This is a genomic window from Metapseudomonas otitidis, assembly GCF_900111835.1.
Classification (GTDB): Bacteria; Pseudomonadota; Gammaproteobacteria; order Pseudomonadales; family Pseudomonadaceae; genus Metapseudomonas; species Metapseudomonas otitidis.
Window position 1 is genome coordinate 241390 of record NZ_FOJP01000005.1, and the last position, 23716, is coordinate 265105.

The 23716-nt window shown below is 69.9% G+C and carries 20 protein-coding genes and 1 pseudogene; 13 read left to right on the forward strand and 8 right to left on the reverse strand.

What is annotated here, in order from left to right; translation table 11 throughout:
• Window positions 1-87: 87 nt before the first annotated feature.
• The 8 genes and pseudogenes from BM198_RS08390 to BM198_RS08425 all read left to right on the forward strand — a co-directional run.
• Entirely contained in the window at window positions 88-1116 is a 1029-nt protein-coding gene (locus BM198_RS08390; protein ID WP_074969191.1) for a ligase-associated DNA damage response exonuclease, read from the forward strand.
• A complete protein-coding gene (locus BM198_RS08395; protein ID WP_074969193.1) occupies window positions 1113-2777 on the forward strand; it encodes an ATP-dependent DNA ligase in 1665 nt (554 codons plus the stop codon). The genes BM198_RS08390 and BM198_RS08395 overlap by 4 nt, the downstream gene beginning before the upstream one ends.
• A complete protein-coding gene (locus tag BM198_RS08400) occupies window positions 2774-5245 on the forward strand; it encodes a ligase-associated DNA damage response DEXH box helicase (protein ID WP_074969194.1) in 2472 nt (823 codons plus the stop codon). The genes BM198_RS08395 and BM198_RS08400 overlap by 4 nt, the downstream gene beginning before the upstream one ends.
• Window positions 5242-5904: a ligase-associated DNA damage response endonuclease PdeM gene (gene pdeM / locus BM198_RS29550; protein WP_074969196.1), complete on the forward strand. Its 663-nt coding sequence runs from the start codon at window positions 5242-5244 to the stop codon at window positions 5902-5904. The genes BM198_RS08400 and pdeM overlap by 4 nt, the downstream gene beginning before the upstream one ends.
• A 603-nt stretch (window positions 5905-6507) precedes the next feature.
• A complete protein-coding gene (gene trhO / locus BM198_RS08410) occupies window positions 6508-7443 on the forward strand; it encodes an oxygen-dependent tRNA uridine(34) hydroxylase TrhO (protein ID WP_044413306.1) in 936 nt (311 codons plus the stop codon).
• Window positions 7444-7462: 19 nt separating this feature from the next.
• A complete protein-coding gene (locus tag BM198_RS08415; RefSeq protein WP_074969198.1) occupies window positions 7463-8101 on the forward strand; it encodes a DsbA family protein in 639 nt (212 codons plus the stop codon).
• Window positions 8094-9872, forward strand: coding sequence for an ABC transporter ATP-binding protein (locus BM198_RS08420; protein WP_074969200.1), 1779 nt, complete (start codon window positions 8094-8096; stop codon window positions 9870-9872). Before BM198_RS08415 ends, BM198_RS08420 begins: the two co-directional genes overlap by 8 nt.
• Before the next feature lie 447 nt (window positions 9873-10319).
• Window positions 10320-11733 (forward strand): annotated as a pseudogene (locus BM198_RS08425) (amino acid permease); the annotation flags it as partial.
• 35 nt (window positions 11734-11768) lie between these two features.
• Here the strand turns inward: BM198_RS08425 and BM198_RS08430 are convergent.
• Window positions 11769-12449, reverse strand: a complete 681-nt coding sequence (locus tag BM198_RS08430; protein ID WP_074969204.1) for an NUDIX domain-containing protein — start codon at window positions 12447-12449, stop codon at window positions 11769-11771.
• A 134-nt stretch (window positions 12450-12583) separates the two neighbouring features.
• On the reverse strand, window positions 12584-13195 hold the full coding sequence (locus tag BM198_RS08435; RefSeq protein WP_394328339.1) for an adenylyltransferase/cytidyltransferase family protein: 612 nt from the start codon (window positions 13193-13195) through the stop codon (window positions 12584-12586).
• Window positions 13196-13240: 45 nt separating this feature from the next.
• Between BM198_RS08435 and BM198_RS08440 the strand changes: the two genes are divergently transcribed.
• From BM198_RS08440 to nadE, 3 genes are read left to right on the forward strand one after another with little or no spacing between them, the layout of a single operon-like run.
• Window positions 13241-13930, forward strand: a complete 690-nt coding sequence (locus BM198_RS08440; RefSeq protein WP_373466867.1) for a nicotinamidase — start codon at window positions 13241-13243, stop codon at window positions 13928-13930.
• Window positions 13931-13932: 2 nt separating this feature from the next.
• A complete protein-coding gene (pncB, locus tag BM198_RS08445; RefSeq protein ID WP_074969206.1) occupies window positions 13933-15135 on the forward strand; it encodes a nicotinate phosphoribosyltransferase in 1203 nt (400 codons plus the stop codon).
• Between the two features lie 11 nt (window positions 15136-15146).
• Window positions 15147-15974: an ammonia-dependent NAD(+) synthetase gene (nadE, locus tag BM198_RS08450; RefSeq protein ID WP_074969208.1), complete on the forward strand. Its 828-nt coding sequence runs from the start codon at window positions 15147-15149 to the stop codon at window positions 15972-15974.
• 78 nt (window positions 15975-16052) lie between these two features.
• Here the strand turns inward: nadE and BM198_RS29555 are convergent, their stop codons facing one another.
• The 5 genes from BM198_RS29555 to dcd all read right to left on the reverse strand — a co-directional run bounded on the left by BM198_RS29555 (window position 16053) and on the right by dcd (window position 21023).
• Window positions 16053-16277: a hypothetical protein gene (locus BM198_RS29555; RefSeq protein WP_139233586.1), complete on the reverse strand. Its 225-nt coding sequence runs from the start codon at window positions 16275-16277 to the stop codon at window positions 16053-16055.
• A complete protein-coding gene (locus BM198_RS08455) occupies window positions 16274-16825 on the reverse strand; it encodes a hypothetical protein (protein WP_083422355.1) in 552 nt (183 codons plus the stop codon). Before BM198_RS08455 ends, BM198_RS29555 begins: the two co-directional genes overlap by 4 nt.
• A gap of 25 nt (window positions 16826-16850) precedes the next feature.
• Window positions 16851-17576 carry a response regulator transcription factor gene (locus BM198_RS08460; RefSeq protein WP_074969210.1) on the reverse strand — a complete coding sequence of 242 codons (726 nt, stop codon included), beginning with the start codon at window positions 17574-17576 and terminating at the stop codon, window positions 16851-16853.
• Window positions 17577-17642: 66 nt separating this feature from the next.
• Entirely contained in the window at window positions 17643-20354 is a 2712-nt protein-coding gene (locus BM198_RS08465) for an ATP-binding protein (protein WP_139233587.1), read from the reverse strand.
• A gap of 102 nt (window positions 20355-20456) precedes the next feature.
• Window positions 20457-21023: a dCTP deaminase gene (gene dcd / locus BM198_RS08470; protein ID WP_044413278.1), complete on the reverse strand. Its 567-nt coding sequence runs from the start codon at window positions 21021-21023 to the stop codon at window positions 20457-20459.
• A gap of 173 nt (window positions 21024-21196) precedes the next feature.
• Between dcd and BM198_RS08475 the strand changes: the two genes are divergently transcribed.
• Both BM198_RS08475 and BM198_RS08480 read left to right on the forward strand, forming a co-directional pair.
• Window positions 21197-21937 carry a glycine-rich domain-containing protein gene (locus BM198_RS08475; RefSeq protein ID WP_244165683.1) on the forward strand — a complete coding sequence of 247 codons (741 nt, stop codon included), beginning with the start codon at window positions 21197-21199 and terminating at the stop codon, window positions 21935-21937.
• Window positions 21938-22013: 76 nt separating this feature from the next.
• Complete coding sequence (locus BM198_RS08480) at window positions 22014-22508, forward strand: rod shape-determining protein (RefSeq protein ID WP_074969214.1); 495 nt, start codon at window positions 22014-22016, stop codon at window positions 22506-22508.
• Between the two features lie 39 nt (window positions 22509-22547).
• On the opposite strand, the gene apbC is transcribed toward BM198_RS08480, so the two are convergent.
• On the reverse strand, window positions 22548-23642 hold the full coding sequence (apbC, locus tag BM198_RS08485) for an iron-sulfur cluster carrier protein ApbC (protein ID WP_044413269.1): 1095 nt from the start codon (window positions 23640-23642) through the stop codon (window positions 22548-22550).
• Between the last annotated feature and the right edge of the window lie 74 nt (window positions 23643-23716).

Here is a 23716-nt window from a genome sequence, read left to right on the forward strand (position 1 = left end):
CGTCCAACTGCGACGTCCATCGCGTTGAGGGCGAACCAACCGGCGCACGGCAGGGTCAGCAGACACGAACCCACAGCAAGGCATCCCATGGACCTGGTCGTCGCCCGGCCGGAGGGCCTCTACTGCCCGCCCGGCGATTTCTACATCGATCCCTGGAAACCCGTCGCCCGCGCCGTCATCACCCACGGCCACGGCGACCATGCCCGCAGCGGCAACGGCCACTACCTCACCGCCACCCCCGGTGCCGGCGTGTTGCGCGCCCGCCTCGGCGACGTGCCCCTGCAGACCCTGGACTACGGCGAAGCCCTGCTGCACAACGGCGTGCGCATCAGCCTGCACCCCGCCGGCCACGTGCTCGGCTCCGCCCAGGTGCGCCTGGAACACCAGGGCCAGGTCTGGGTCGCCTCCGGTGACTACAAGACCGAAGCCGACGGCACCTGCGCCCCCTTCGAGCCGGTGCGCTGCCACTGCTTCATCACCGAATCCACCTTCGGCCTGCCCATCTACCGCTGGCAGCCCCAGGCCCAGGTCATGGACCAGGTGCGCCAGTGGTGGCAGGCCAACCGTGCCGCCGGGCGCGCCAGCGTGCTGTTCAGCTATGCCTTCGGCAAGGCCCAGCGGCTGCTCCACGGCCTGGCGGACGAACCCGGCCCGATCCTCGTCCACGGCGCCGTGGAGCCCCTCAACCGCGTCTACCGCGAAGCCGGCGTGCGCCTGGCCGCCACCCGCTACGCCGGCGAACTCAAGCGCAACGACCCGCTGCTGCGCGAAGCCCTGGTGATCGCCCCGCCCTCCGCCGCCGGCAGCACCTGGATGCGCCGCTTCGGCGACTACAGCGACGCCTTCGCCAGCGGCTGGATGCTCCTGCGCGGTGCCCGTCGCCGCCGGGGCGTGGACCGCGGCTTCGTGCTCTCCGACCACGCCGACTGGCCCGGCCTGCTCTGGGCCGTGCAGCAGAGCGGCGCGGAGCGGGTCTTCGTCACCCACGGCTCGGTCCCCGTGCTGGTGCGCTACCTGCGCGAACAGGGCCTCGACGCCCAGGGCTTCAGCACCGAATACGGCGACGAGGACGACACCCCCGACAGCGCCGACGCCACCCCGGAGGCCCCCGCATGAAGGCCTTCGCCGACCTCTACATGCGCCTCGACGCCAGCACCTCCAGCAACGCCAAGCTCGCCGCCCTGGAGGACTACTTCCGCCAGGCCAGCGCCGAAGACGCCGCCTGGGCCGTGTACTTCCTCAGCGGCGGCAAACCGCGCCAACTGGTGCCGGTGCGCCAGCTCAAGGCCAGTACCCTGGCCGTCACCGGCCTGCCCGAATGGCTCTTCGAAGAGAGCTACCAGAGCGTCGGCGACCTCGCCGAAACCATCGCCCTGCTGTTGCCCCCCGCCGCCAGCGACAGCCAGGAGGGCCTCGCCCAGTGGCTGGAAGAGCACCTGCTGCCCCTGCGCGGCCTGCCGCCGGCCGAACTCACCGAGCGCCTGTCGCGGCTCTGGGCGCGGCTCGATCGCGACGGCCTGCTGGTGTTCAACAAACTCATCACCGGCGCCTTCCGCGTCGGCGTCTCGCGCCTGCTGGTGACCCGCGCCCTGGCCAGCCTCAGCGGCCTGGACCCCAAGCGCATCGCCCAGCGCATGGTCGGCTACACCGACATCAGCCGCGTCCCCAGCGCCGACGGCTACCGCCGGCTGATCGCCGCCGAAAGCCCCGACGAGCACCGCGAACGTGGCGGCCAGCCCTACCCCTTCTTCCTCGCCCACCCGCTGCAGCTGGAGCCCGAGGCCTTCGACGAACGCCTCGGCCCGCCCAGCGACTGGCTGGCGGAATGGAAATGGGACGGCATCCGCGCGCAACTGGTACGCCGCGACGGCCAGCTGTGGATCTGGTCCCGGGGCGAAGAGCTGGTCACCGAGCGCTTCCCCGAGCTGCACGCCCTCTGCCGGCAATTGCCCGACGGCTGCGTGATCGACGGCGAACTGCTGGTCTGGAAGGACGGCCGCGCCCAGCCCTTCGCCCTGCTGCAACAGCGCATCGGCCGCAAGCGCCTGACCCGCCAGGTGCTGGAAGACGCCCCCGTGCGGGTGCTGGCCTACGACCTGCTGGAATGGCAGGGCGAAGACTGGCGCAGCCGCCCGCAACAGGCCCGCCGCGCCCAGCTCGAACAGCTGCTGGCGGGGCTGGACACCCCGTTGCTGGGGCTGTCCCCGGAAGTCACCGGCGCCACCTGGGAGGCCCTGGCCGCCGAACGCCAGCGCGCCCGCGAACAGGGCGTGGAAGGCCTGATGCTCAAGGCCCGCGACGCCCGCTACGGCGTCGGCCGCACCCGCGAGGACGGCACCTGGTGGAAATGGAAGCTCGACCCCTACAGCGTCGACGCCGTGCTCATCTACGCCCAGCGCGGCCACGGCCGCCGCGCCAGCCTCTACACCGACTTCACCTTCGCCGTCTGGGCCGAGGGCGAAGGCGACGCCCCGCGCAGCCTGGTGCCCTTCGCCAAGGCCTACTCCGGGCTCACCGACGAGGAGATGCGCCAGGTGGACGCCATCATCCGCCGCACCACCGTGGAGAAGTTCGGCCCGGTGCGCAGCGTCACCCCCAGCCTGGTGTTCGAACTGGGCTTCGAAGGCATCGCCCGCTCGCGCCGGCACAAGAGCGGCGTCGCCGTGCGCTTCCCGCGCATGCTGCGCTGGCGCCGCGACAAACCCGTGGAGGACGCCGACACCCTGGCCAGCCTGCACGCCCTGCTGGGCGCTGCCCCGGCAGAGGACGATGCATGAGCCGCCCCTCCGACGCCTGGTTCGACGCCCAGGGCTGGACGCCCTTCCCCTTCCAGCGCCAGCTCTGGGACGCCGCCCGCCAGCGCCGCTCCGGCCTGCTCCACGCCACCACCGGCTCCGGCAAGACCTACGCCGCCTGGTTCGCCGCCCTCGACGCCATCGCCCCCGGCACCGCCAGCCCCGCCAAGCCGCTGCCCCTCTCGGTGCTGTGGATCACCCCCATGCGTGCCCTGGCCGCCGACACCGCCCGCGCCCTGCAGGCGCCCCTGGACGCCCTCGGCCTGCCCTGGAGCCTCGGCCTGCGCACCGGCGACACTGGCAGCAGCGAGCGCGCCCGCCAGGCCCGGCGCCTGCCCAGCGCCCTGGTCACCACCCCGGAAAGCCTGACCCTGCTGCTGACCCGCGCCGACGCCGCCGAGGCCTTCGCCCACCTGCAGATGGTGGTGGTGGACGAATGGCACGAACTGCTCGGCAGCAAGCGCGGCGTGCAACTGCAGCTGGCCCTCGCACGCCTGCGCCGCTGGCACCCGCACCTGGTGACCTGGGGCCTCTCCGCCACCCTCGGCAACCTCGACCACGCCCTGGAGGTGCTGGTACCCGACGGCCAGGGCCTGCTGCTCGAAGGCCGCCAGGACAAGGCCCTGGCGGTGGACACCCTGCTCCCCGACAGCGTCGAACGCTTCCCCTGGGCCGGCCACATGGGCCTGCGCATGCTGCCCAAGGTGGTCGCCGAACTGGAGGCCAGCCCCAGCAGCCTGGTGTTCACCAACACCCGCTCCCAGGCCGAACTCTGGTACCAGGCCCTGCTGGAGGCGCGGCCCGACTGGGCCGGGCTGATCGCCCTGCACCACGCCTCGCTGTCCCGCGAGGTGCGCGAATGGGTCGAGGACGCCCTCAAGCACGGCCGGCTCAAGGCCGTGGTCTGCACCTCCAGCCTCGACCTGGGGGTGGACTTCCTGCCCGTCGAACGGGTCCTGCAGATCGGCACCGCCAAGGGCATCGCCCGCCTCATGCAGCGTGCCGGCCGCTCCGGGCACGCCCCCGGCCGCACCTCGCGGGTCACCCTGGTGCCCACCCACAGCCTGGAACTGGTGGAGGCCGTCGCCGCCCGCCAGGCCGTGGCCGAACGCCGCATCGAAGCCCGGCAGAGCCCGGAAAAGCCCCTCGACGTCCTGGTGCAGCACCTGGTCAGCATGGCCCTGGGGGGTGGTTTCCAGCCCGACGCACTGCTGGCGGAAGTGCGCGGCGCCTGGGCCTACCGCCACCTCGACGCCGCCGACTGGGCCTGGTGCCTGACCTTCGTCCGCCACGGCGGCAGCTCCCTCAGCGCCTACCCCGACTACCAGCGGGTGGAGCCCGACGAGCAGGGCCTCTGGCGGGTGCCCAACCGCGCCCTGGCCCGGCGCCACCGGCAGAGCGTCGGCACCATCGTCGGCGACGCCAGCCTGCAGGTGCGCTTCTGGGGCAAGGGCGGAGCCGCCGGCCACCTCGGCAGCATCGAAGAGAGCTTCATCGCCCGCCTGCGCCCCGGCGAGGTGTTCCTCTTCGCCGGCCGCCACCTGGAACTGGTGCGGGTGGAAGGCATGACCGCCTACGTACGCCGCTCCAGCGCCCGTAAGGCCGCCATCCCGCGCTGGAACGGCGGGCGCATGCCGCTCTCCAGCGAACTGGCCGCCGCCCTTGTGCACCAGCTCGGCGAGGCCGCCCAGGGCCGCTACGACAGCCCCGAACTGCAGCTCGTGCGCCCGTTGCTGAGCCTGCAGGCCGCCTGGTCCGCCCTGCCCGAGGACGACAACCTGCTGGTGGAGCGCCTGCACTCGCGGGAGGGCTGGCACCTGTTCCTCTACCCCTTCGCCGGCCGCCACGTGCACCTGGGCCTCGCCAGCCTCCTGGCCTGGCGACTGGCCCGCCAGCGCCCCGGCACCTTCTCCATCGCCGTCAACGACTACGGCCTGGAGCTGCTGGCCGCCGAAGCCCCCGACTGGGACGACGCCCGCCTGCCCGCCCTGCTGGAGGACGGCGACCTGCTCAGCGAACTGCTGGACAGCCTCAACGCCAGCGAGCTGACCCGCCGCCGCTTCCGCGAGATCGCCCAGATCGCCGGCCTGCTCTACAGCGGCCCGCCGGGGGCGCACAAAAGCACCCGCCAGCTGCAGGCCTCCAGCAGCCTGTTCTTCGACGTGTTCCGCCAGTACGACCCGGACAACCGCCTGCTGCACCAGGCCCGCGACGAAGCCCTGCGCCAGGAGCTGGACCTGCCACGCCTGGCCGACGCCCTCGCCCGCCTGCGCCAGCGGCGCCTGGTGGTGAAGGACGTCGAACGCGCCACCCCGCTGGCCTTCCCCCTGCTGGTGGAGCGCCTGCGCGAGGGCCTGAGCACCGAGAAGCTCGCCGACCGCATCGCCCGCATGGTGGCGCAACTGGAAAAAGCCGCCGACGCCCCGCCCAGGCGGAGGCGCCGCCCGTGAACACCCACCTCGACGTGGACCTGGCCGGCACCCGCCTGCGCCTGCTGGGGGACCGCGCCCTCTACTGGCCGGAACAGCACTGCCTGCTGATCGCCGACATCCACTTCGGCAAGGCCGCCAGCTTCCGCCGCCTCGGCCAACCGGTGCCCGCCGGCACCACCGCCGCCAACCTGGCACGGCTGGACCGCCTGCTGCACAGCCACGACACCCGGCGCCTGGTCTTCCTCGGCGACTTCCTGCACGCCCGCCACGGGCGCCACGACGGCCTCTGGCAGGCCCTGGCCGACTGGCGCGAACGGCATCCCACGCTGCACATCGACCTGGTGCGCGGCAACCACGACCGCCACGCCGGCGACCCACCCGCCAGCCTCGGCTTCGACCTGCACGAGGCCGAACTGCTGCTCGGCCCCTTTGCCCTGCGCCACGAGCCCGAACCCCACCCCGAGCGCCACGTCCTGGCCGGCCACCTGCACCCCTGCCACCGCCTGCGCGGCCCCGGCCGGCAGAGCCTGCGCCTGCCCTGCTTCGCCCTCGGCCGCAGCGTCAGCCTGCTGCCGGCCTTCGGCGAATTCACCGGCGGGCTGGAACAACCGGGCACCCCGGGCACCCGCCTCTACCTCTGCGGCGACGGCGGCGTCTGGCCCGTGCCGGCGGCCTGAAACCACCGATCCGGGCCAACGACTGAACGTGTCGGCCCCGAGGGGGTCAGAACAAGGGCATTGTTCATTGCTCCCTGTGGCGCCCTCGTGGCGCCTGCTTTTTTTGGGGAGCAGTCCATCTGAAGCGCACTCCGAAATTGCATGTGGCTGAGACGTTGAGGCAGGGAACCTGCCCCTTCAGGAGGCCGAGCGCAGTTGTTGCGCAGGGGGACGAGCGGCATGGATGCCGCGAGAGGCGCGCCAGGCCATGGATGGCCCATCGCGCCGGCCCCCGAAGTAACGATGGAGCGAGGGGAGTCCCGCGAAGCGGGATCCGGATGCAGGGGCGAGCCTTTTTGGTTTCTTTTTTGTGGGCGGCATTCCGACGACTGAAAAAAGAAACTCGCCTGGGAAGGCGAAACAAAGAACATCCGCAGAACTCGATATACAGCCAGACCTCGAGCAATCCACCGCTCATGACCTCCCCACCCGACGACTGAGACATTCCCCCACATCCGTGACCCAGCGGTTTTTGATAGACTCCGCCCCCAGCGCCGGCCCAGCCGGCGCTGTCGTTTCTGTCACCCGGTCCGCCCTTTGCGTGGGCGACCACTGGAGGTATTCATGTCCCGCATCGTTGTCGCGGCGCTCTACAAGTTCGTATCCCTGAAAGACTACGTCGCCCTGCGCGAGCCCCTGCTCAAGACCATGACCGAGCACGGCATCAAGGGCACCCTGCTGCTCGCCGAGGAAGGCATCAACGGCACCGTCTCCGGCACCCGCGAGGGCATCGACGCCCTGCTGGCCTGGCTCAAGGTCGACCCGCGATTCGTCGACCTGGATCACAAGGAGTCCTACTGCGACGAGCAGCCCTTCTACCGCACCAAGGTCAAGCTGAAGAAAGAGATCGTCACCCTCGGCGTGCCGGGCGTGGACCCGAACCAGCAGGTGGGCACCTACGTCGAGCCGCAGGACTGGAACGCCCTGATCAGCGACCCCGAGGTGCTGCTGATCGACACCCGCAACGACTACGAAGTGGCCATCGGCACCTTCGAAGGCGCGGTGGACCCGAAGACCAAGTCCTTCCGCGAGTTCCCCGAATACATCAAGGCCCACTACGACCCGGCGGTGCACAAGAAGGTGGCGATGTTCTGCACCGGCGGCATCCGTTGCGAGAAGGCCTCCAGCTACATGCTCAACCAGGGCTTCGAAGAGGTCTTCCACCTCAAGGGCGGCATCCTCAAGTACCTGGAGGACGTGCCCCAGGAGCAGAGCCTGTGGCGCGGCGACTGCTTCGTCTTCGACAACCGCGTGACCGTGCGCCACGACCTCAGCGAAGGCGACTACGACCAGTGCCACGCCTGCCGCAACCCGATCTCCGTGGAAGACCGCCAGTCCCCGCACTACGCCCCCGGCATCAGCTGCCCCCACTGCTGGGACAGCCTCTCGGAGAAGACCCGCGCCAGCGCCCGTGAACGGCAGAAGCAGATCGAGCTGGCCAAGCAGCGTAACCAGCCCCACCCCATCGGCCGCGACCCGCGGCAGAATCCGGAACACTGACCGACGACGAGGGATCGCCATGGCCAACGCACGCCTGCTCTACGTGATGGACCCCATGTGCTCCTGGTGCTGGGGGTTCGCCCCGGTGGCCGGAGCGCTGATCGAGCAGGCGCGTGACGCCGGCGTGCCGCTGCGCCTGGTGGTCGGCGGCCTGCGCACCGGCCAGGGCGCGGCGCTGGAGCCGACCACGCGGCGCTACATCCTCGAACACTGGCACGCCGTCGAGCAGGCCACCGGCCAGCCGTTCCGCTTCGACGGCGCGCTGCCCGACGGCTTCGTCTACGACACCGAGCCGGCGTGCCGGGCCCTGGTGGCCGCGCGCGGACTCGACGAGGACGCCACCTGGGCGCTGGCCCGCGGCATCCAGCACGCCTTCTATGCACAAGGCCAGGACGTGACCCAGGCCCAGCAACTGGTGGCCCTGGCCGAAACCGCCGGCATCCCGCGCATCGAGTTCGCCGAGGCCTTCGATGACCCGGCCACCCGCCAGGCCACCGCCGAGGACTTCACCTGGGTGCAGGACCTGGGCATCGCCGGCTTCCCCACCCTGCTGGCCGAACGCGATGGCCAGCTGGCCCTGCTGACCAACGGCTACCAGCCGCTGAGTGACCTGCAACCGCTGCTGGGCCGCTGGCTGGAGCGCATCGCCCATGGTTGACCAGCTGAGCTGGGCGGAGATCCGCCGCCTCGCCCTGCGCCACCGCAAGGCCCTCTGGCTGGCCAACGGCGTGGCCATCCTCGCCGCGCTCTGCGCCGTGCCGATCCCGCTGCTGCTGCCGCTGCTGGTGGACGAAGTGCTGCTGGGCAAGGGCGACGCCGCCCTGCGCTTCATGGACGGTTTCCTGCCCGATGCCTGGCAGGGGCCGGTGGGCTACATCGGCCTGATGCTGGCCGTCACCCTGGTGCTGCGCAGCTGCGCCCTGGTGTTCAACGTGCTGCAGGCGCGCCTGTTCGCCCGCCTCTCCAAGGACGTGGTGTACCGCCTGCGGGTGCGCCTGATCGAACGCCTCAAGCGCATCTCCCTCGGCGAGTACGAAAGCCTCGGCGGCGGCACCGTCTCGGCCCACCTGGTGACCGACCTGGACACCCTGGACAAATTCATCGGCGAGACCCTCAGCCGCTTTCTGGTGGCCATGCTCAGCCTGGTGGGCACCGCCGGCATCCTGATGTGGATGCACTGGAAGCTGGCGCTGCTGATCCTGCTGTTCAACCCGCTGGTGATCTACGCCACGGTGCAGCTGGGCAAGCGCGTGAAGCACCTGAAGAAGCTGGAGAACGACAGCACCGCCCGCTTCACCCAGGCCCTGACCGAGACCCTGGAGGCCATCCAGGAGATCCGCGCCGGCAACCGCCAGGGCTTCTTCCTCGGCCGCCTCGGCGAACGGGCGCGGGAAGTGCGCGACTACGCGGTGGCCTCGCAATGGAAGAGCGACGCCGCCGGGCGCACCAGCGGCCTGCTGTTCCAGTTCGGTATCGACGTGTTCCGTGGCGCAGCGATGCTCACCGTGCTGTTCTCCGACCTGTCCATCGGCCAGATGCTGGCGGTGTTCAGCTACCTCTGGTTCATGATCGGCCCGGTGGAGCAACTGCTCGGCCTGCAGTACGCCTTCTACGCCGCCGGCGGCGCACTGAGCCGCCTCAACGAGCTGCTGGCACGGGCCGACGAGCCGCAGTATCCGCCGCGCATCGACCCCTTCGCCGAGCACCGCACCGTGGGCGTCGAGGTGCGCGGCCTGCGCTTCGCCTACGGCGAGGAGCCGGTGCTGGACGGCCTCGACCTGACCATCGCCCCTGGCGAGAAGGTCGCCATCGTCGGCGCCAGCGGCGGTGGCAAGAGCACCCTGGTGCAGCTGTTGCTGGGCCTCTACACGCCCCAGGCCGGCAGCATCCGCTTCGGCGGCGCCAGCCTGGAGGAGATCGGCCTGGAACGGGTGCGCGAACACGTCGCGGTGGTGCTGCAGCACCCGGCGCTGTTCAACGACAGCGTGCGCGCCAACCTGACCATGGGCCGCGAGCGCAGCGACGAGGCCTGCTGGCAGGCCCTGGAGATCGCCCAGCTGGCCGAGACCATCCGCGCCCTGCCCAAGGGCCTGGACAGCATCGTCGGGCGCTCCGGCGTGCGCCTGTCCGGCGGCCAGCGCCAGCGCCTGGCCATCGCCCGGATGGTGCTGGCCGAGCCAAAGGTGGTGATCCTCGACGAGGCCACCTCGGCCCTGGACGCGGCCACCGAGTACGCCCTGCACCAGGCCCTGGCACGCTTCCTCGCCGGCCGTACCACCCTGGTCATCGCCCATCGCCTGTCGGCGGTGAAGCAGGCCGACCGGGTATTGGTGTTCGACGGCGGGCGCATCGCCGAGGACGGCGACCACCAGCGTCTGATCGACCACGGCGGCCTCTACGCCCGCCTCTACGGCCACCTGCAGCACTGAGCCGCCCCCTGCGTCACGTCGGCGCACCAGCCTGTCAAGCAAACGTTACGCCCGCACCCGGCATTGCCGGGGCGCGGGGCGGTGCTGTCAGGAAAAGCTGCCGCGCCCAGCGCCGGCCAGCACAGTTCCGGTGCGCGACTGTGCCTTGTTTCGCGCCGGTGCGGCGGGGTCAGATGGCCGCGCTCGACCGACAAGAACAACAACCGGAGGTCACCGTGACCCCAGCCTTGCTGCCCGGCGCCCGCGTGCGCCTCCCCGCCCTCGCCCTGCCCGCCTGTGACCCGGTGGTGCCGGCGCGCATCCTCCCACCTGCGCCTGTACAATCGCGGCCCCCACTCGGGGACGTGCCCATGCACGGCCACTAAAGGTCAACCGCCTTGCCCACGCCGCCGCGCCACAAGCGCAGCGGGTTCGATTTCCGTCACGACAACAAGAAAAGGTGACGCCATGCACGACGCGCAACACACCGGATCGCTCAAGCGCGGCCTGAAGAACCGCCACATCCAGCTCATCGCCCTCGGTGGCGCCATCGGCACCGGCCTGTTCCTCGGCTCCGCCGGGGTGCTCAAGTCCGCCGGGCCGTCGATGATCCTCGGCTACGCCATCTGCGGTTTCATCGCCTTCCTGATCATGCGCCAGCTCGGCGAGATGATCGTCGACGAGCCGGTCGCCGGCTCCTTCAGCCACTTCGCGCACAAGTACTGGGGCGGCTTCGCCGGCTTCCTCTCGGGCTGGAACTGCTGGGTGCTGTACATCCTGGTGGGCATGTCCGAACTCACGGCGGTGGGCAAGTACATCCACTTCTGGTGGCCCGACGTGCCCACCTGGGCCACAGCCGCAGCCTTCTTCGTGCTGGTCAACGCCATCAACCTGGCCAACGTGAAGCTGTTCGGCGAGGCCGAGTTCTGGTTCGCCATGATCAAGGTGGTGGCCATCGTCGGCATGATCGTCCTCGGCTGCTGGCTGCTGTTCAGCGGCAACGGCGGCGAGCAGGCCAGCGTCACCAACCTCTGGGCCCACGGCGGCTTCTTCCCCAACGGCATCAGCGGGCTGGTGATGGCCATGGCCTTCATCATGTTCTCGTTCGGCGGGCTGGAGATGCTCGGCTTCACCGCCGCCGAGGCGGAGAAACCCGGCCAGGTGATCCCCAAGGCGATCAACCAGGTGATCTGGCGCATTCTGATCTTCTACGTCGGCGCCTTGGTGGTGCTGCTCGCCCTCAGCCCCTGGGATGCCCTGCTGGCCAGCATCAGCAGCGCCGGCGATCCGTACAGCGGCAGCCCCTTCGTGAAGATCTTCGCGCTGATCGGCAGCGACACCGCCGCCCACCTGCTGAACTTCGTGGTGCTGACCGCCGCGCTGTCGGTCTACAACAGCGGCACCTACTGCAACGGTCGCATGCTGGTGGGCCTGGCCGAACAGGGCGACGCCCCCCGCGCCCTGGCCCGTGTGGACAAGCGCGGCGTGCCGGTGCCGGCACTGGTGGTGTCGGCCCTGGTGACCGGGCTGGCGGTGCTGGTGAACTACGTGCTGCCGCACAACGCCCTGGAACTGCTGATGTCCCTGGTGGTGGCCACCCTGGTGATCAACTGGGCGATGATCAGCTACGCCCACCTCAAGTTCCGCCAGCACAAGGACCGCGAGGGCGTGCGCACCGCCTTCCGCGCCTTCTGGTCGCCCTTCGGCAACTGGCTGTGCCTGGCCTTCGTGGCGTTCATCCTCGGGGTGATGCTGCTGACCCCCGGCATCAACGTCTCGGTCTATGCCATCCCCGTGTGGCTGCTGGTGATGGGCGGCTGCTACCGCCTCAAGCTCAGCCGCGCCGCCCAGGCCCGCAACGCGCTGGCCGCCGGCTGACGCCACGCCCCCTGCCCGGCCGGGCAGGGGGCACACTCCTCAGGACAGGACGCTGCGGTCGAAGGTGAACAGCCCACCCGCGCCGGGTCGGTGCTCCAGCACCTTCTGCGGACGGCCCATCTTCGGGTGGTTGTGCTCGCCGGTGTCGACGATCCAGCCCTGCCCCTTCATCTTCTCCAGCCGCCCGCGCAGGGTGGTGTGCTGCACCGGCTGGCCGAGGCAGGCCTGGAAGGCACCGAGGGCTTCGGTGACGGTGAAGCGCGGCGCCAGCAGGTGCAGCGGCAGCGAGGTGTAGACCGACTTGCTCGACAGCCGCTCGCGGGCCTGGGCCACCAGTTGGTCGTGGTCGAAGGGCAGGCCCGCCAGCCCCTCCAGGGGGGCGAAGCGCAGGTCGTCGGCGGTCACTTCGGTGTCCGGCGCCAGGAGCGCCAGGTAGAAGGTGGACAGCGACCAGCCCCGGGGGTCGCGCCGGGCGTTACCCACCGTGGCCACCTGTTCCAGGTGCTGCGGCTCGACCCGCGCCTTGCCGCTCAGGGCGCGCTTGGCGGCGGCGTCGAGGTCGTCGTCGGCGCAACGGCCGTTGACCAGCACACCGGGCAGCGCCCATTCCCCTTCGAAGGGCCCCTGGGCCCGGCGGATCAGCAGCACGTCAAGGCCTTGGGCCGGATCGAGGCGCAGTGCGACGATGTCGACGCTGGCCAGTACCTGTGCGGAACTCATTGCATCTCCCTGTAGGACACCCCTAGAAACTACCTGCGTTGTCATCGCGGCGTTAAAAACACGCTCAAAATGCTCATTTACAGCACGTAAACTGCGCTTTTTCGCCTGTTTTTGCCTTGCGCTGACGGCCTCGCCTACGTTTCCAGGGGTGTCCTGTAGACAACCAGATCACCGGCCACTTCCGGCAGGCACCAGGCGGCCGGCAGTGGTCGTCCTTCCCGCAGGTGCAGGCGAATGGCGGAACTGTGCAGCACCCGCGTCTCCTTCGCCACCAGCAGGCCGAAATCCCGGCGCAACTCGGCACCCCGGTGGAAGCCCGGCAGGTGTTCGAGGTTGTCCTCGCCGATCACCAGCGCCATGGCCTCCGGCACCACGCCATGGGCCTCAGCCAGGGCGTGCATGAGGTCGTAGCTGTACACCGCCCCCTGCCCCGGCGACAGGCGCGCCTCGATGGGCTCGCACAGCACCCGCTGCGGGTCGATGCGCTGGGCCAGGCGCTCCAGCCAGGCGCAGCGCAGGGCGAAGTCCACCATGCGCTTGCCGTGGGCGTGGCGGTGGCTGGGCACCAGCAGCACCCGGTCGGCCACCGCCAGGGCACGGCGGACCACCGTCTCGTGCCCCGGGTGCGGCGGGTCGAAGGCGCCGCCGTAGACCGCCAGGCGAAAACGCAGGGTGCCGGCCCGTTGGCTGCCGGCGGCGTAGGCGGCCAGGCTTGCCGAGGGATTCGAATGCGGATGGCTGCTCACTTTTCCACTCCTTCCTGAAAAACGCTTGACGACATATTACACGAGATGGAATATGTAGCCAGCCGTCACCGAGAAAGGAACGCAGCCATGAAGATCGCCAGCTTCGATGTCGACGCCCAGAAGGGCTTCACCCCGCTCTGCCCGGACGAACTGCCGGTGCCCGGCGGCGACGAGATCGCGGCGCACCTGAACCTGCTGGCCCGCCGCGCCACCCTGCGCATCGGCAGCAAGGACGCCCACAGCCCTAGCGCCCCCTGGGTGGTGGGCAGCCACGCGGAGATGCTCGCACCGCTGCCCCTGGCCAATGCCGACATCACCTGGGTCAGCCACTGCGTGCCCGGCACCGCCGGCTTCGAGCTGCTGGATGAACTGCCCCGCCCGCTGGAGTACGACTACTTCGTGTGGAAGGGCGTGGAGCCCGACCTGCACCCCTACGGCGCCTGCTACCACGACCTGGCGGAACGCCGCAGCACCGGGGTGATCGAATTCCTCCGGCAGAACGCGGTCAGCCATGTGCTGGTCGGCGGCCTGGCGCTGGACTACTGCGTGAAAACCACGGCCCTGCAACTGCGCCGCGCCGGCTTTGAGGTTATCGTCTACCTCCCCGCCTGCCGTGCCATTGCCGAGGCCACCGCCGAGACTGCTCGGCTCGAGATGAACGCAGCGGGCATCGTCCTGTGCGCCGGCGAAGCCGAGCTGGATGCCCTGCTCAACCGCACCACCTGGGAGTGCTGAAGATGGCCGAGAGCGTGTTTTCCGACCGCATCGTGCAGAACCTGCTGGACACCGATTTCTACAAGCTGACGATGATGCAGGCGGTCCTGCACAACTACCCCAACGCCGAGGTGGAATGGGAGTTCCGCTGCCGCAACGCCGAGGACCTGACGCCCTACCTGGCGGAGATCCGCTACCAGATCGAGCGCCTGGCCGAGATCAGCGTCACCGCTGACCAGCTGGCCTTCCTCGAACGCATCCCCTTCATCAAGCCGGACTTCATCCGCTTCCTCAGCCTGTTCCGCTTCAACATGCGCTACGTCCAGGCCGGGGTCGAAGACGGCCAGCTGTGCATCCGCCTGCGCGGCCCCTGGCTGCACGTGATCCTCTTCGAGATCCCGCTGCTGGCCATCGTCAGCGAGGTGCGCAACCGCTACCGCTACCGCGAGGTGGTGATCGAGCAGGCCAGCGAGCGCCTCTACGAGAAGCTCGACTGGCTCAAGCGCGAGGCCAGCCCGAGCGAGCTGGAGGGTTTCCAGGTGGCCGACTTCGGCACCCGCCGGCGCTTCTCCTACCGGGTGCAGGAGGAGATGGTGCACATCCTCAAGCGCGACTTCCCCGGGCGCTTCGTCGGCACCAGCAACGTGCACCTGGCCCGCGAGTTCGGCATCAAGCCCATCGGCACCATGGCCCACGAATGGCTGATGGCCCACCAGCAACTGGGCCCGCGCCTGATCGACAGCCAGATCGCTGCGCTGGACTGCTGGGTCCGCGAGTACCGGGGCCTGCTCGGCATCGCGCTGACCGACTGCATCACCACCGATGCCTTCCTGCGGGACTTCGACCTGTACTTCGCCAAGCTCTTCGATGGCCTGCGGCACGACTCCGGGGACCCGCTGGAGTGGGCCGAAAAATGCATCCGCCACTACGAGAAGCTCGGTATAGACCCGCTCTCCAAGACCCTCGTATTCTCCGACGGTCTCGACCTGCCCAAGGCGCTGGAGCTGTACCGCGCCCTGCATGAGCGCATCCATGTCAGCTTCGGCATCGGCACGCGGCTGACCTGCGACATCCCCGGGGTCGAACCGATGAACATCGTCATCAAGATGACCGCCTGCAACGGCCAGCCGGTGGCGAAGCTCTCCGACACGCCGGGCAAGACCCAGTGCCGCGACGAGAACTTCGTGACCTACCTGAAACATGTATTCCGCGTGGACGCACGCTGAGGAGACACCCCATGAGCAACCGCCAGCAAGAAATCGCCCAAGCCCTCGCCGTGGTCCCGCCCTTCGCCGACCAGGCCGCCCTGGTGGCGGAAGTCGAGCGGCGCAAGGCCTTCATCAAGGACTGCCTGCGCACCTCCGGCCTCAAGGTGCTGGTGCTGGGCATCAGCGGCGGCGTCGACTCCACCACCGCCGGTCGCCTGGCGCAGCTCTCGGTGGAAGAGCTGCGCGCCGAGACCGGCGATGACGGCTATCGCTTCATCGCGGTGCGCCTGCCCTACAACGTGCAGCACGACGAAGCCGACGCCCAGGTGGCGATGAACTTCATCCGCGCCGACGAGGAAGAGACGGTCAACATCGCCGACAGCGTGGTCGGCCTGGCCGAGCAGGTCACCCACCTCAACCACCTGACCGACGCCCGCCGCGACTTCGTCACCGGCAACATCAAGGCGCGCATCCGCATGGTGGCGCAGTTCGCCATCGCCAACGCCAACAACGGCCTGGTGATCGGCACCGACCACGCCGCCGAAGCGGTGATGGGCTTCTTCACCAAGTTCGGCGACGGCGCCTGCGACCTGGCTCCGCTCTCCGGCCTGGTGAAAGGCCAGGTGCGTGCCATCGCCGCCTACCTGGGGGCGCCAAACAGCGCCGTGAACAAGGTGCCGACCGCCGACCTGGAAGAGCTGCGCCCCGGCAAGCCGGACGAAGAGGCCCACGGCGTGAGCTACACCGAGATCGACGCCTTCCTGCACGGCCAGCCAGTCAGCCAGGCGGCCTATGACGCCATCGTCCGCACCTACGACAACACCCGTCACAAGCGCGAGCTGCCGCTGGCGCCCTGAAGCTCTGGAGCACCAGCGCTTGATGCAAAACGCCCGGCAATGCCGGGCGTTCTGCTATCTGGGTTCAGCCGACTGAGTTCAGGCGACTGGGTCGGGCGGCGGTTCGTCCGGCAGGGTCGGCTCGCCCGGCTCGCGGGACGGGGTGGGTTCACCCGGCTCGCCGGGATCGCCAGGCACGTGCTGGGCGAAGAAGGGCCAGGGCCGGGTGGCCGGGAGTTCGTGTACGGCGATGGGCATGGCGAGGTTCTCCACGGAGGGGTTGTCCTTGTGGGACGCCACGCAGCCCGTGGGATTCCGGGTCATTCGTCGCCGGGGGCGTCGTAGGTAACGGTGAGGGAGGTGACCACCTGGCGATCCGGCCCTTCCAGGCCGTAGTTCCCGGACTGCCCATAGCCCAACCAGAGGGTGCTGCTGCCACGCTGGCGCACGTCCGAATACTCGTCGCCATCGCCTTCCAGCCCCTGCATCAGGGTGAGGGCCCGCTCCCGGTCCATGCCGAGGGCCAGTTGCTTGTCCACCACGAAGTCCCAGGTCGCCGCGCCGGGCGCCACCCGCCGCAGCCAGCCCAGGCCGAGCTCGTCGGTGAAGCGGTCGAGGCGCCAGCAGCGCACCTCGGCCAGGCGCCCGTCCTGGAACACCAGCAGCAGGCTGTTGCCGTAGAGCAGACCCTGGCTGTTGCCGCTCATGGGCAGCCGGACAGTGGGCTCGCCCAGGGCCTCAACGAAGCGCTCCGGCGAGGCATCCGCGGGCAGGCCGAACACCTCGCGATCACCGATTACCGAGAGGGTCCGGGCGTGGGCCAGGGGCAGGGACAGGCACAAGGCGAGGCCAAGGGCGAAGAGGCGTTTCATCGGTGAAGCTCCCGGGTCCGTGGGTTCAGGGGGTGGCCAGGCTGGCCTCGTCCTCGGCGGCCAGGCGGTAGCCCTTGCCGTAGACGGTCTGGATCAGTTGCGGGCGGTTGGCGTTGACCTCCAGCTTGCGGCGCAGGCGCACGATCAGGGCGTCCACGGTACGGGCGTCGACTTCCTCGTCGTCGTCCTGGCCCCGGCGCAGGCACTGCATGAGGTCGTGGCGGTTGACCGCGCTGCCCCGGCGCTCGATGAGGCCGATCAGCAGGGCGAACTCGCCGGGGGTGAGCACCACGTCCTGGCCGGCGGCGTCGCTGATGCGGCGGCGCAGCAGGTCGACGCGGAAGCGCCCGAGGCGTACGGAGAAGTCGGCCTCGCGCTCACCCTGGCCACAGCGGCGCAGCAGGCTGCGCACCTGGGCGAGGAGGATGCGCAGGTTCAGCGGCTTGGTCAGGTAGCCGTCGGCACCGGCCTCCAGACCCACCACGCGGTCGTAGTCCTCGTCCCGCACGGTGACCAGGATGATGCCGAGCTGCGGCTGGCTGCGGCGCAGCTGGGCGGTGATGGTCAGGCCGTCCAGGTCGGGCAGGCCGATGTCCAGCAGCACCAGGGCCGGGCGCAGTTGCTGGACCAGCTCCAGGCAGGCCCGCCCGGAGTCGGTGGCGTGCACCTCGAACCCGGCTTCGCGCAGGTACAGCGCCAGCATCTCGCGGATTTCCGGCGCGTCTTCGACCACCAGCAGCTTGTCGACCATCCACAGCCCCTCTTCGTCAGGCGGCGGATTCTGGCGCAAACCCAAGGCGCGTTGCCACCACCTGGATCAAGGGATTGCGCGACCCGCTTCACGCTGCAGGCGTTCCCTGAGCAGCAGCAGGTGGCGCTCCAGGATCGCCAGCAGCTCGGGCACCTGCTCCGGCCGTTCGGTGCGCTCGGCGGCCTGGGCCAGGCTGTCGAGCCCGAAGTTCAGGGTGCTGCCGCGCAGGCGGTGGCACAGGGCACTCAGCTCCAGGCGGGCTGCCTCGGGGGCCTCGGGCAGGTGCGCCAGGGCGTCGCGCACCTCCTCCAGGGACGCCACCAGGGTGGGCAGCAGGCGATCGAACAGGGCGTGGCCGAGCCAACCGCGCAGCGCCTCCAGGCGCGCCTCGGAGAACTCCTCGGCCTGGGTGGGCGGGGCTTCGCCGGGGAGGTCCCAGTCCTCCAGCACGGCCAGCAGGGCCTCGCGCCGCAGGGGCTTGCCGAGCACCGCGCGCAAGCCGGCCTCGCGCCACTGGCGCGGGTCCAGGTCCCGCGCGTTGGCGGTCAGGGCCACCAGCAGGGGCGGTGTCGAGCGGGCCTGCTGGAGGATCAGCCGGCTGGCGGTGAGGCCGTCGATGTCCGGCAGGCGCAGGTCCATCAGCACCAGGTCGAAGGTGCCCGTGGCGCAGGCCTCGACGCCCTCGCGACCATCCCGGGCGGTGCTCACCTGGCAGCCCCAGCGCTCCAGCAGTTCGGCGGTCACCAGGCGGTTCACCTCCACGTCTTCCACCAGCAGCACCCGCAGGCCCTGCAGCAACGCGGCGGCTTCGTCTTCCTCCTCCGCTGCCGGGGCTTCGGCCGGCTGCCAGGGCAGCCAGAGGTCGATGCGCGTGCCCTGGCCGGGGGCGCTGTCCAGCGCCAGGCGGGCGCCCATCAGCGCGGCCAGGCGGGCGCTGATGTAGAGCCCCAGGCCGATGCCGGGCTGGCCCGCTTCGGGGTCGCGGACGAAGGCCTCGAACAGGGTCGGCTGCAGTTCGTGGCGGATGCCGGGGCCGGTGTCGGCCACCCGCAGGGCCAGGCCCTGGCTGCTGCGTTCGAGGATCACCAGCACCTGGCCCTGGTCGGTGAACTTGAGGGCGTTGCCCAGCAGGTTGTAGAGCACCTGGCGCAACGGCTGGGGGTGCCCCAGCACGTAGGCGGGCAGGTCGTCGGCACAGCGGGTGAGCAGGCGCAGGCCGCGAGCCTCGGCCTGGGGCCGGAAGATGGCGGCGCACTCCTCCACCAGGCGCTCCGGGGAGAACACCTGGGCCGGCGGCAGTTCGAGCTTCTCGGCGCGGGACAGCAGCATCAGCCCGTCGAGCACGTCGGTGAGGCTCTGGGCGGCGACGCGCACGGTGTCCAGGCGATGGCGCTGCTGCTCGTCCAGGCCGTCGCCCTGCAGCAGGTGCAGGTGCCCCTGGATGGCCACCAGCGGGGTGCGCAGCTCGTGGCTGAGCATGGCCTGACGCTCCAGGGACTGCTGGGCCTCGTGCAGGGCCTGGTCGCGGGCCACCGCCAAGGCCTGGGTGCGCTCCTCCACGCGGGCTTCCAGGGAGGCGTTGAGGCGCTGCAGGTCCCGGCTCAGTTGCTTGCTGCGCTGCAGGGCGTCGATCACCCGGCTGCCCACCACCACGCCGTGGGAGAGCATGAAGAAGAGGATGCCCAGCGGGATCAGGTTCAGGGTCGGCACGCTGAGTGAGTAGAGCAGCAGGTCGTTGACGATGGTGACATCCATCACCAGCATCCCGCCCAGCGCCACCAGGGCCCCGGGCCGCCGACGCCGCACGGCCAGCACCAGGGCGCCGAGGAAGTACAGCTCGCAGAGCAGCAGCCAGATGGCACAGGGGTCCCGCGTCAGGGTGAAGAAGGCCGGCGGTGTCCCCAGGGTGACCAGCGCCCCCAGCACGCCCACCGCGACCAGCACGCGCTGCACCCGCCGCGACAACTCGTCGGGGAACAGGCGCAGCAGCAACACGCCGTAGACCGGGGAGAACAGATGCCCGGAGAGGTATTCGATGCGGTAGATCCACACCGACGGCCATTGCAGGTAGTGATCCAGCAGCTCGCCGCTGGACGCCGCGCGCAACCCGGCCAGCACCAGCAGCACGGCGAACGGCAGGCCACCGAGCGCCCGCGCCGCGCTGCGGTCCATCAGGGCCATGAACAGCGCCATCATCAGCGCACCGCCCAGGGTCAGCAGGTACAGGGCGCGCTGGCGGCTGGCATCCAGCGCCAGGCCGGCCAGGGTGCCGGCGCGCACCTCCATGTCGATGCCGCCTTCATGGTGGAAGTGGTTGGACAGCTCGATCCGCACCGTCACCCGCCGGGCATCGTCGGGCAGCGGCACGATGGCCGACTGCAGGCGCTGCACCTCGTGCTCGGCATCCCCCGGCTGGCCGCGCTCGAAGGCCAGCTCGCCGTCGATCCAGACCCGCGCTGCGGACTTGAAGTCGTCGAAGTACAGCGCCAGGGGTTCCGGATAATCGGGCAGCAGCAGCTCGCTGGTCAGCTCGATGCGCCCGAAGCCCACCTCGCCCCAGGGCTTGCGGGTGCCGTCCTTCCAGGTGAAGGGCAGCGGCACCTCCTGCTCTGCCCGTGCCGGCTCCAGCCAGGTCAGCCGCCAGGTGCCGTCGAGCACGTGCAGGGCGCCCTGTGCCGGGTCCCAGGCCCGCAGGTCGTTCAGCGGTTCGGCCTGGGCGGCCCAGGCCGGCAGCCACAGCGACAGGCAGAGGAACAGGTACAGGCGCAATCGGGACACGGGAAACCCTCGGCGGGCGGCTGGCTTCAAGGAAAGGCGCTGGCGGGGCGCCACTCACGAAAAAGCCGGGCAATGCCCGGCTTTTCCGACAGAAGGTGTGGGTCAGGCTTTCGGCAATGTCACGCCGACCTGGCCCTGGTACTTGCCGCCCCGGTCCTTGTAGGACACCTCGCAGGCCTCGTCCGATTGCAGGAAGAGCATCTGCGCCACGCCTTCGTTGGCGTAGATCTTCGCCGGCAGGTTGGTGGTGTTGGAGAACTCCAGGGTCACGTGGCCCTCCCACTCCGGCTCCAGCGGGGTGACGTTGACGATGATGCCGCAGCGGGCATAGGTGCTCTTGCCCAGGCAGATGGTCAGCACGTCGCGGGGGATGCGGAAGTACTCGACGGTACGGGCCAGGGCGAAGGAGTTCGGCGGGATGATGCAGACGTCGCTGTTGATGTCGACGAAGCTCTTCTCGTCGAAGTTCTTCGGGTCCACCACGGCCGAGTGGATGTTGGTGAAGACCTTGAACTCGGCAGCGCAACGCACGTCGTAGCCGTAGCTGGACACCCCGTAGGAGATCACCCGGCTGTCGTCCGCGCCGCGCACCTGGCGCTCGACGAAGGGCTCGATCATGCCGTGTTCCAGTGCCATGCGGCGAATCCACTTGTCCGATTTGATGCTCATGGCGGGTGTTCCTGTGAGGCGAAATTTGACCGCGAATCTTACCGGTCGCGCACGTTCCGGGCAAAGGGCAGCGTCGGGTTCCGTGGCCTGCCGCCCAGCGGCAGCGCGAGGGGCTTGAAGCGCCCGGGCCGCCTGGGACACTGTGGGCCGCCCTCGTGGAGAAAGGACCCACCATGACCATCTGGATCGTCATCCCCAGCCTGTGCGCGGCCGCCTTCGCCTTCAATCTGTGGAAGCGTCGCCGTATCGCCGCCCGGGAACGCCTGATCCGAGCGTTCCGCCCGCCGCCGCGCCTGCTCGACGAGCTGCGCAAACGCCACCCGCAGCTGAGCCTGGAGGACTGCATGCTGGTCTGCGCCGGGCTGCGGCAGTTCTTCCTCTGCTACCTGAAGAGCGGCTTCGGCTATGTGTCCATGCCCTCCCAGGTGGTGGACGACCTGTGGCATGCGCTGATCCTCGACACCCGCGAATACCGGCGCTTCTGCCAGCGCGCCTTCGGCCGCTTCCTCCACCACCGCCCGGCCTGGGCGCTGTCCGGCAAGGCCCGGCAGGCCGACGCCGGCCTGCGGCGCTGCTGGTGGTACGCCTGCGAGCAGGAACGCATCGACCCGCATACGCCGGGCCGTGTGCCGCTGCTGTTCGACCTGGACCGGCGCCTGGGCATCGCCGGCGGCTTCCTCTATGTGGCTGATTGCCGGGGTGTGCGCCGTGACGACCGGGGCGACTCGGGCAGCACCGTCATCTACTGCGGTGGCGACTTCGTCGGCAGCGACAGCAGCTACGACTCCAGCGACTTCGGCGATGGCCGTGGCGTAAGCGACAGCTCTTCGAGCATCAGCTACAGCTGGGACGGGGACTCCGGCGGTGGGGACTCCGGCGGCGACAGTGGCGGATGTGGCGGTGGCGGGGACTGAGCGCCCTGTGAGGCGGTCGACCGACGGCGGGTCGCACGCCCGCTAGGCTGGTGCCCTCCCCGCCTGGAACGCCGCCATGATCGACGCCTTCTCCCCACTGCTCTACATCACGCTCCGTGCGCAGCAGCTCCGCGGCCTGAATGCGAAATCGGGCCAGGTGCTCGACGAGCCGCCTGTGCTGGCGATCCAGACCCGCAACGGCAAACGCACGGTGTTGGCGGCCGGGCACGCAGCCCGGCAACTGCTCGGCCAGCCCGAGGTGGAGCTGGTGAACGGCTTCGAGCACCCACGCGCCCTGCTGGCGGATTTCACCCTCGCGGAGAGCACCCTGCGCCTGTTCATCCGCCAACTGGCGCCCCGGACCTTCACCAGCGCGGCGCCGGTGCTGGTCCTGCACCCGCTGGAGCACTTGGAGGGCGGGCTGACCCAGGTGGAAATCCGTGGGCTGTATGAACTGGGCCGCAGCGCCGGTGCCCGCAAGGTGCACCTGTGGGTCGGCCGGGAACTGACCCGCGAGGAACTGCTGGCCCGGCAGTTCCCCACGGAGGGCGGCACGCTGCTGGCGATCTAGCGGACCCGGAGGCCCTCAAGCGCGCAGCGGCGCCCTCGGTCAATCGTCGCTGATGGTGATGCTCGGCATCGCCGTGGCACCCAGGCCGGCCTGGGCGATGCGCGCGCCGACGGTGCGGGCCATCTGCTGGTAGATCATGGCGATCTGGCTTTCGGGGTCGGCCACGGTGGTGGGCTTTCCGCCGTCGGACTGCATGCGGATGGCCATGGACAGCGGCAGCGAGGCCAGCAGGTCGACGCCGTACTGGGCCGCCAGCTTCTCGCCACCGCCTTCGCCGAACAGGTGCTCGGCATGGCCACAGTTGGAGCAGATGTGCACGGCCATGTTCTCCACCACGCCCAGCACCGGGATGTTGACCTTGCGGAACATCTCCACGCCCTTCTTGGCGTCCAGCAGGGCCAGGTCCTGCGGGGTGGTGACGATCACGCTGCCGGCCACCGGCACCTTCTGCGCCAGGGTCAGCTGGATGTCGCCGGTGCCCGGGGGCATGTCCACCACCAGGTAGTCGAGGTCGTCCCAGGCGGTCTGGGTGATCAGCTGGATCAGCGCGCCGGAGACCATCGGCCCGCGCCACACCACCGGGGTGTTGTCGTCGGTGAGGAAGGCCATGGACATGACCTGCACGCCGTGGGCTTCCAGCGGCACGAAGAACTTCTGGTCGCGCACCTGCGGGCGGGTGCCCTCGGGGATGCCGAACATGATGCCCTGGCTGGGGCCGTAGATGTCCGCATCGAGGATGCCGACGCGGGCGCCTTCGCGGGCCAGGGCCAGGGCCAGGTTGGCGGCGGTGGTGGACTTGCCGACGCCGCCCTTGCCGGAGGCGACGGCGATGATGTTCTTCACGTTGGCCAGGGCCGGCACCTGCTCCTGGGCCTTGTGCGGCTGGATCACGCAGTCCACGCGGACCTCGGCGCGGTCGACGCCGTCGAGGTTCTCCAGGGCCATCTGCAGGGTCTGCGCCCAGCCGCTCCTGAACAGGCCGGCCGCGTAGCCCAGCTCCAGGCGCACGCTGACCTTGCCGCCCTGGATGTCGACATCACGCAGGCAACCCGCGCTGACCGGGTCCTGGTTGAGGTGGGGATCGGTGAACTGGCGCAGGGTCGCTTCGACCTGGGCGCGGGAAACGGTGCTCATGGCGGGACTCCAGATAAAGACCGAGCAAAACTGGCGGGTATCCTACCCGAGCCCTCCCGCCACCGGGCCCTCCG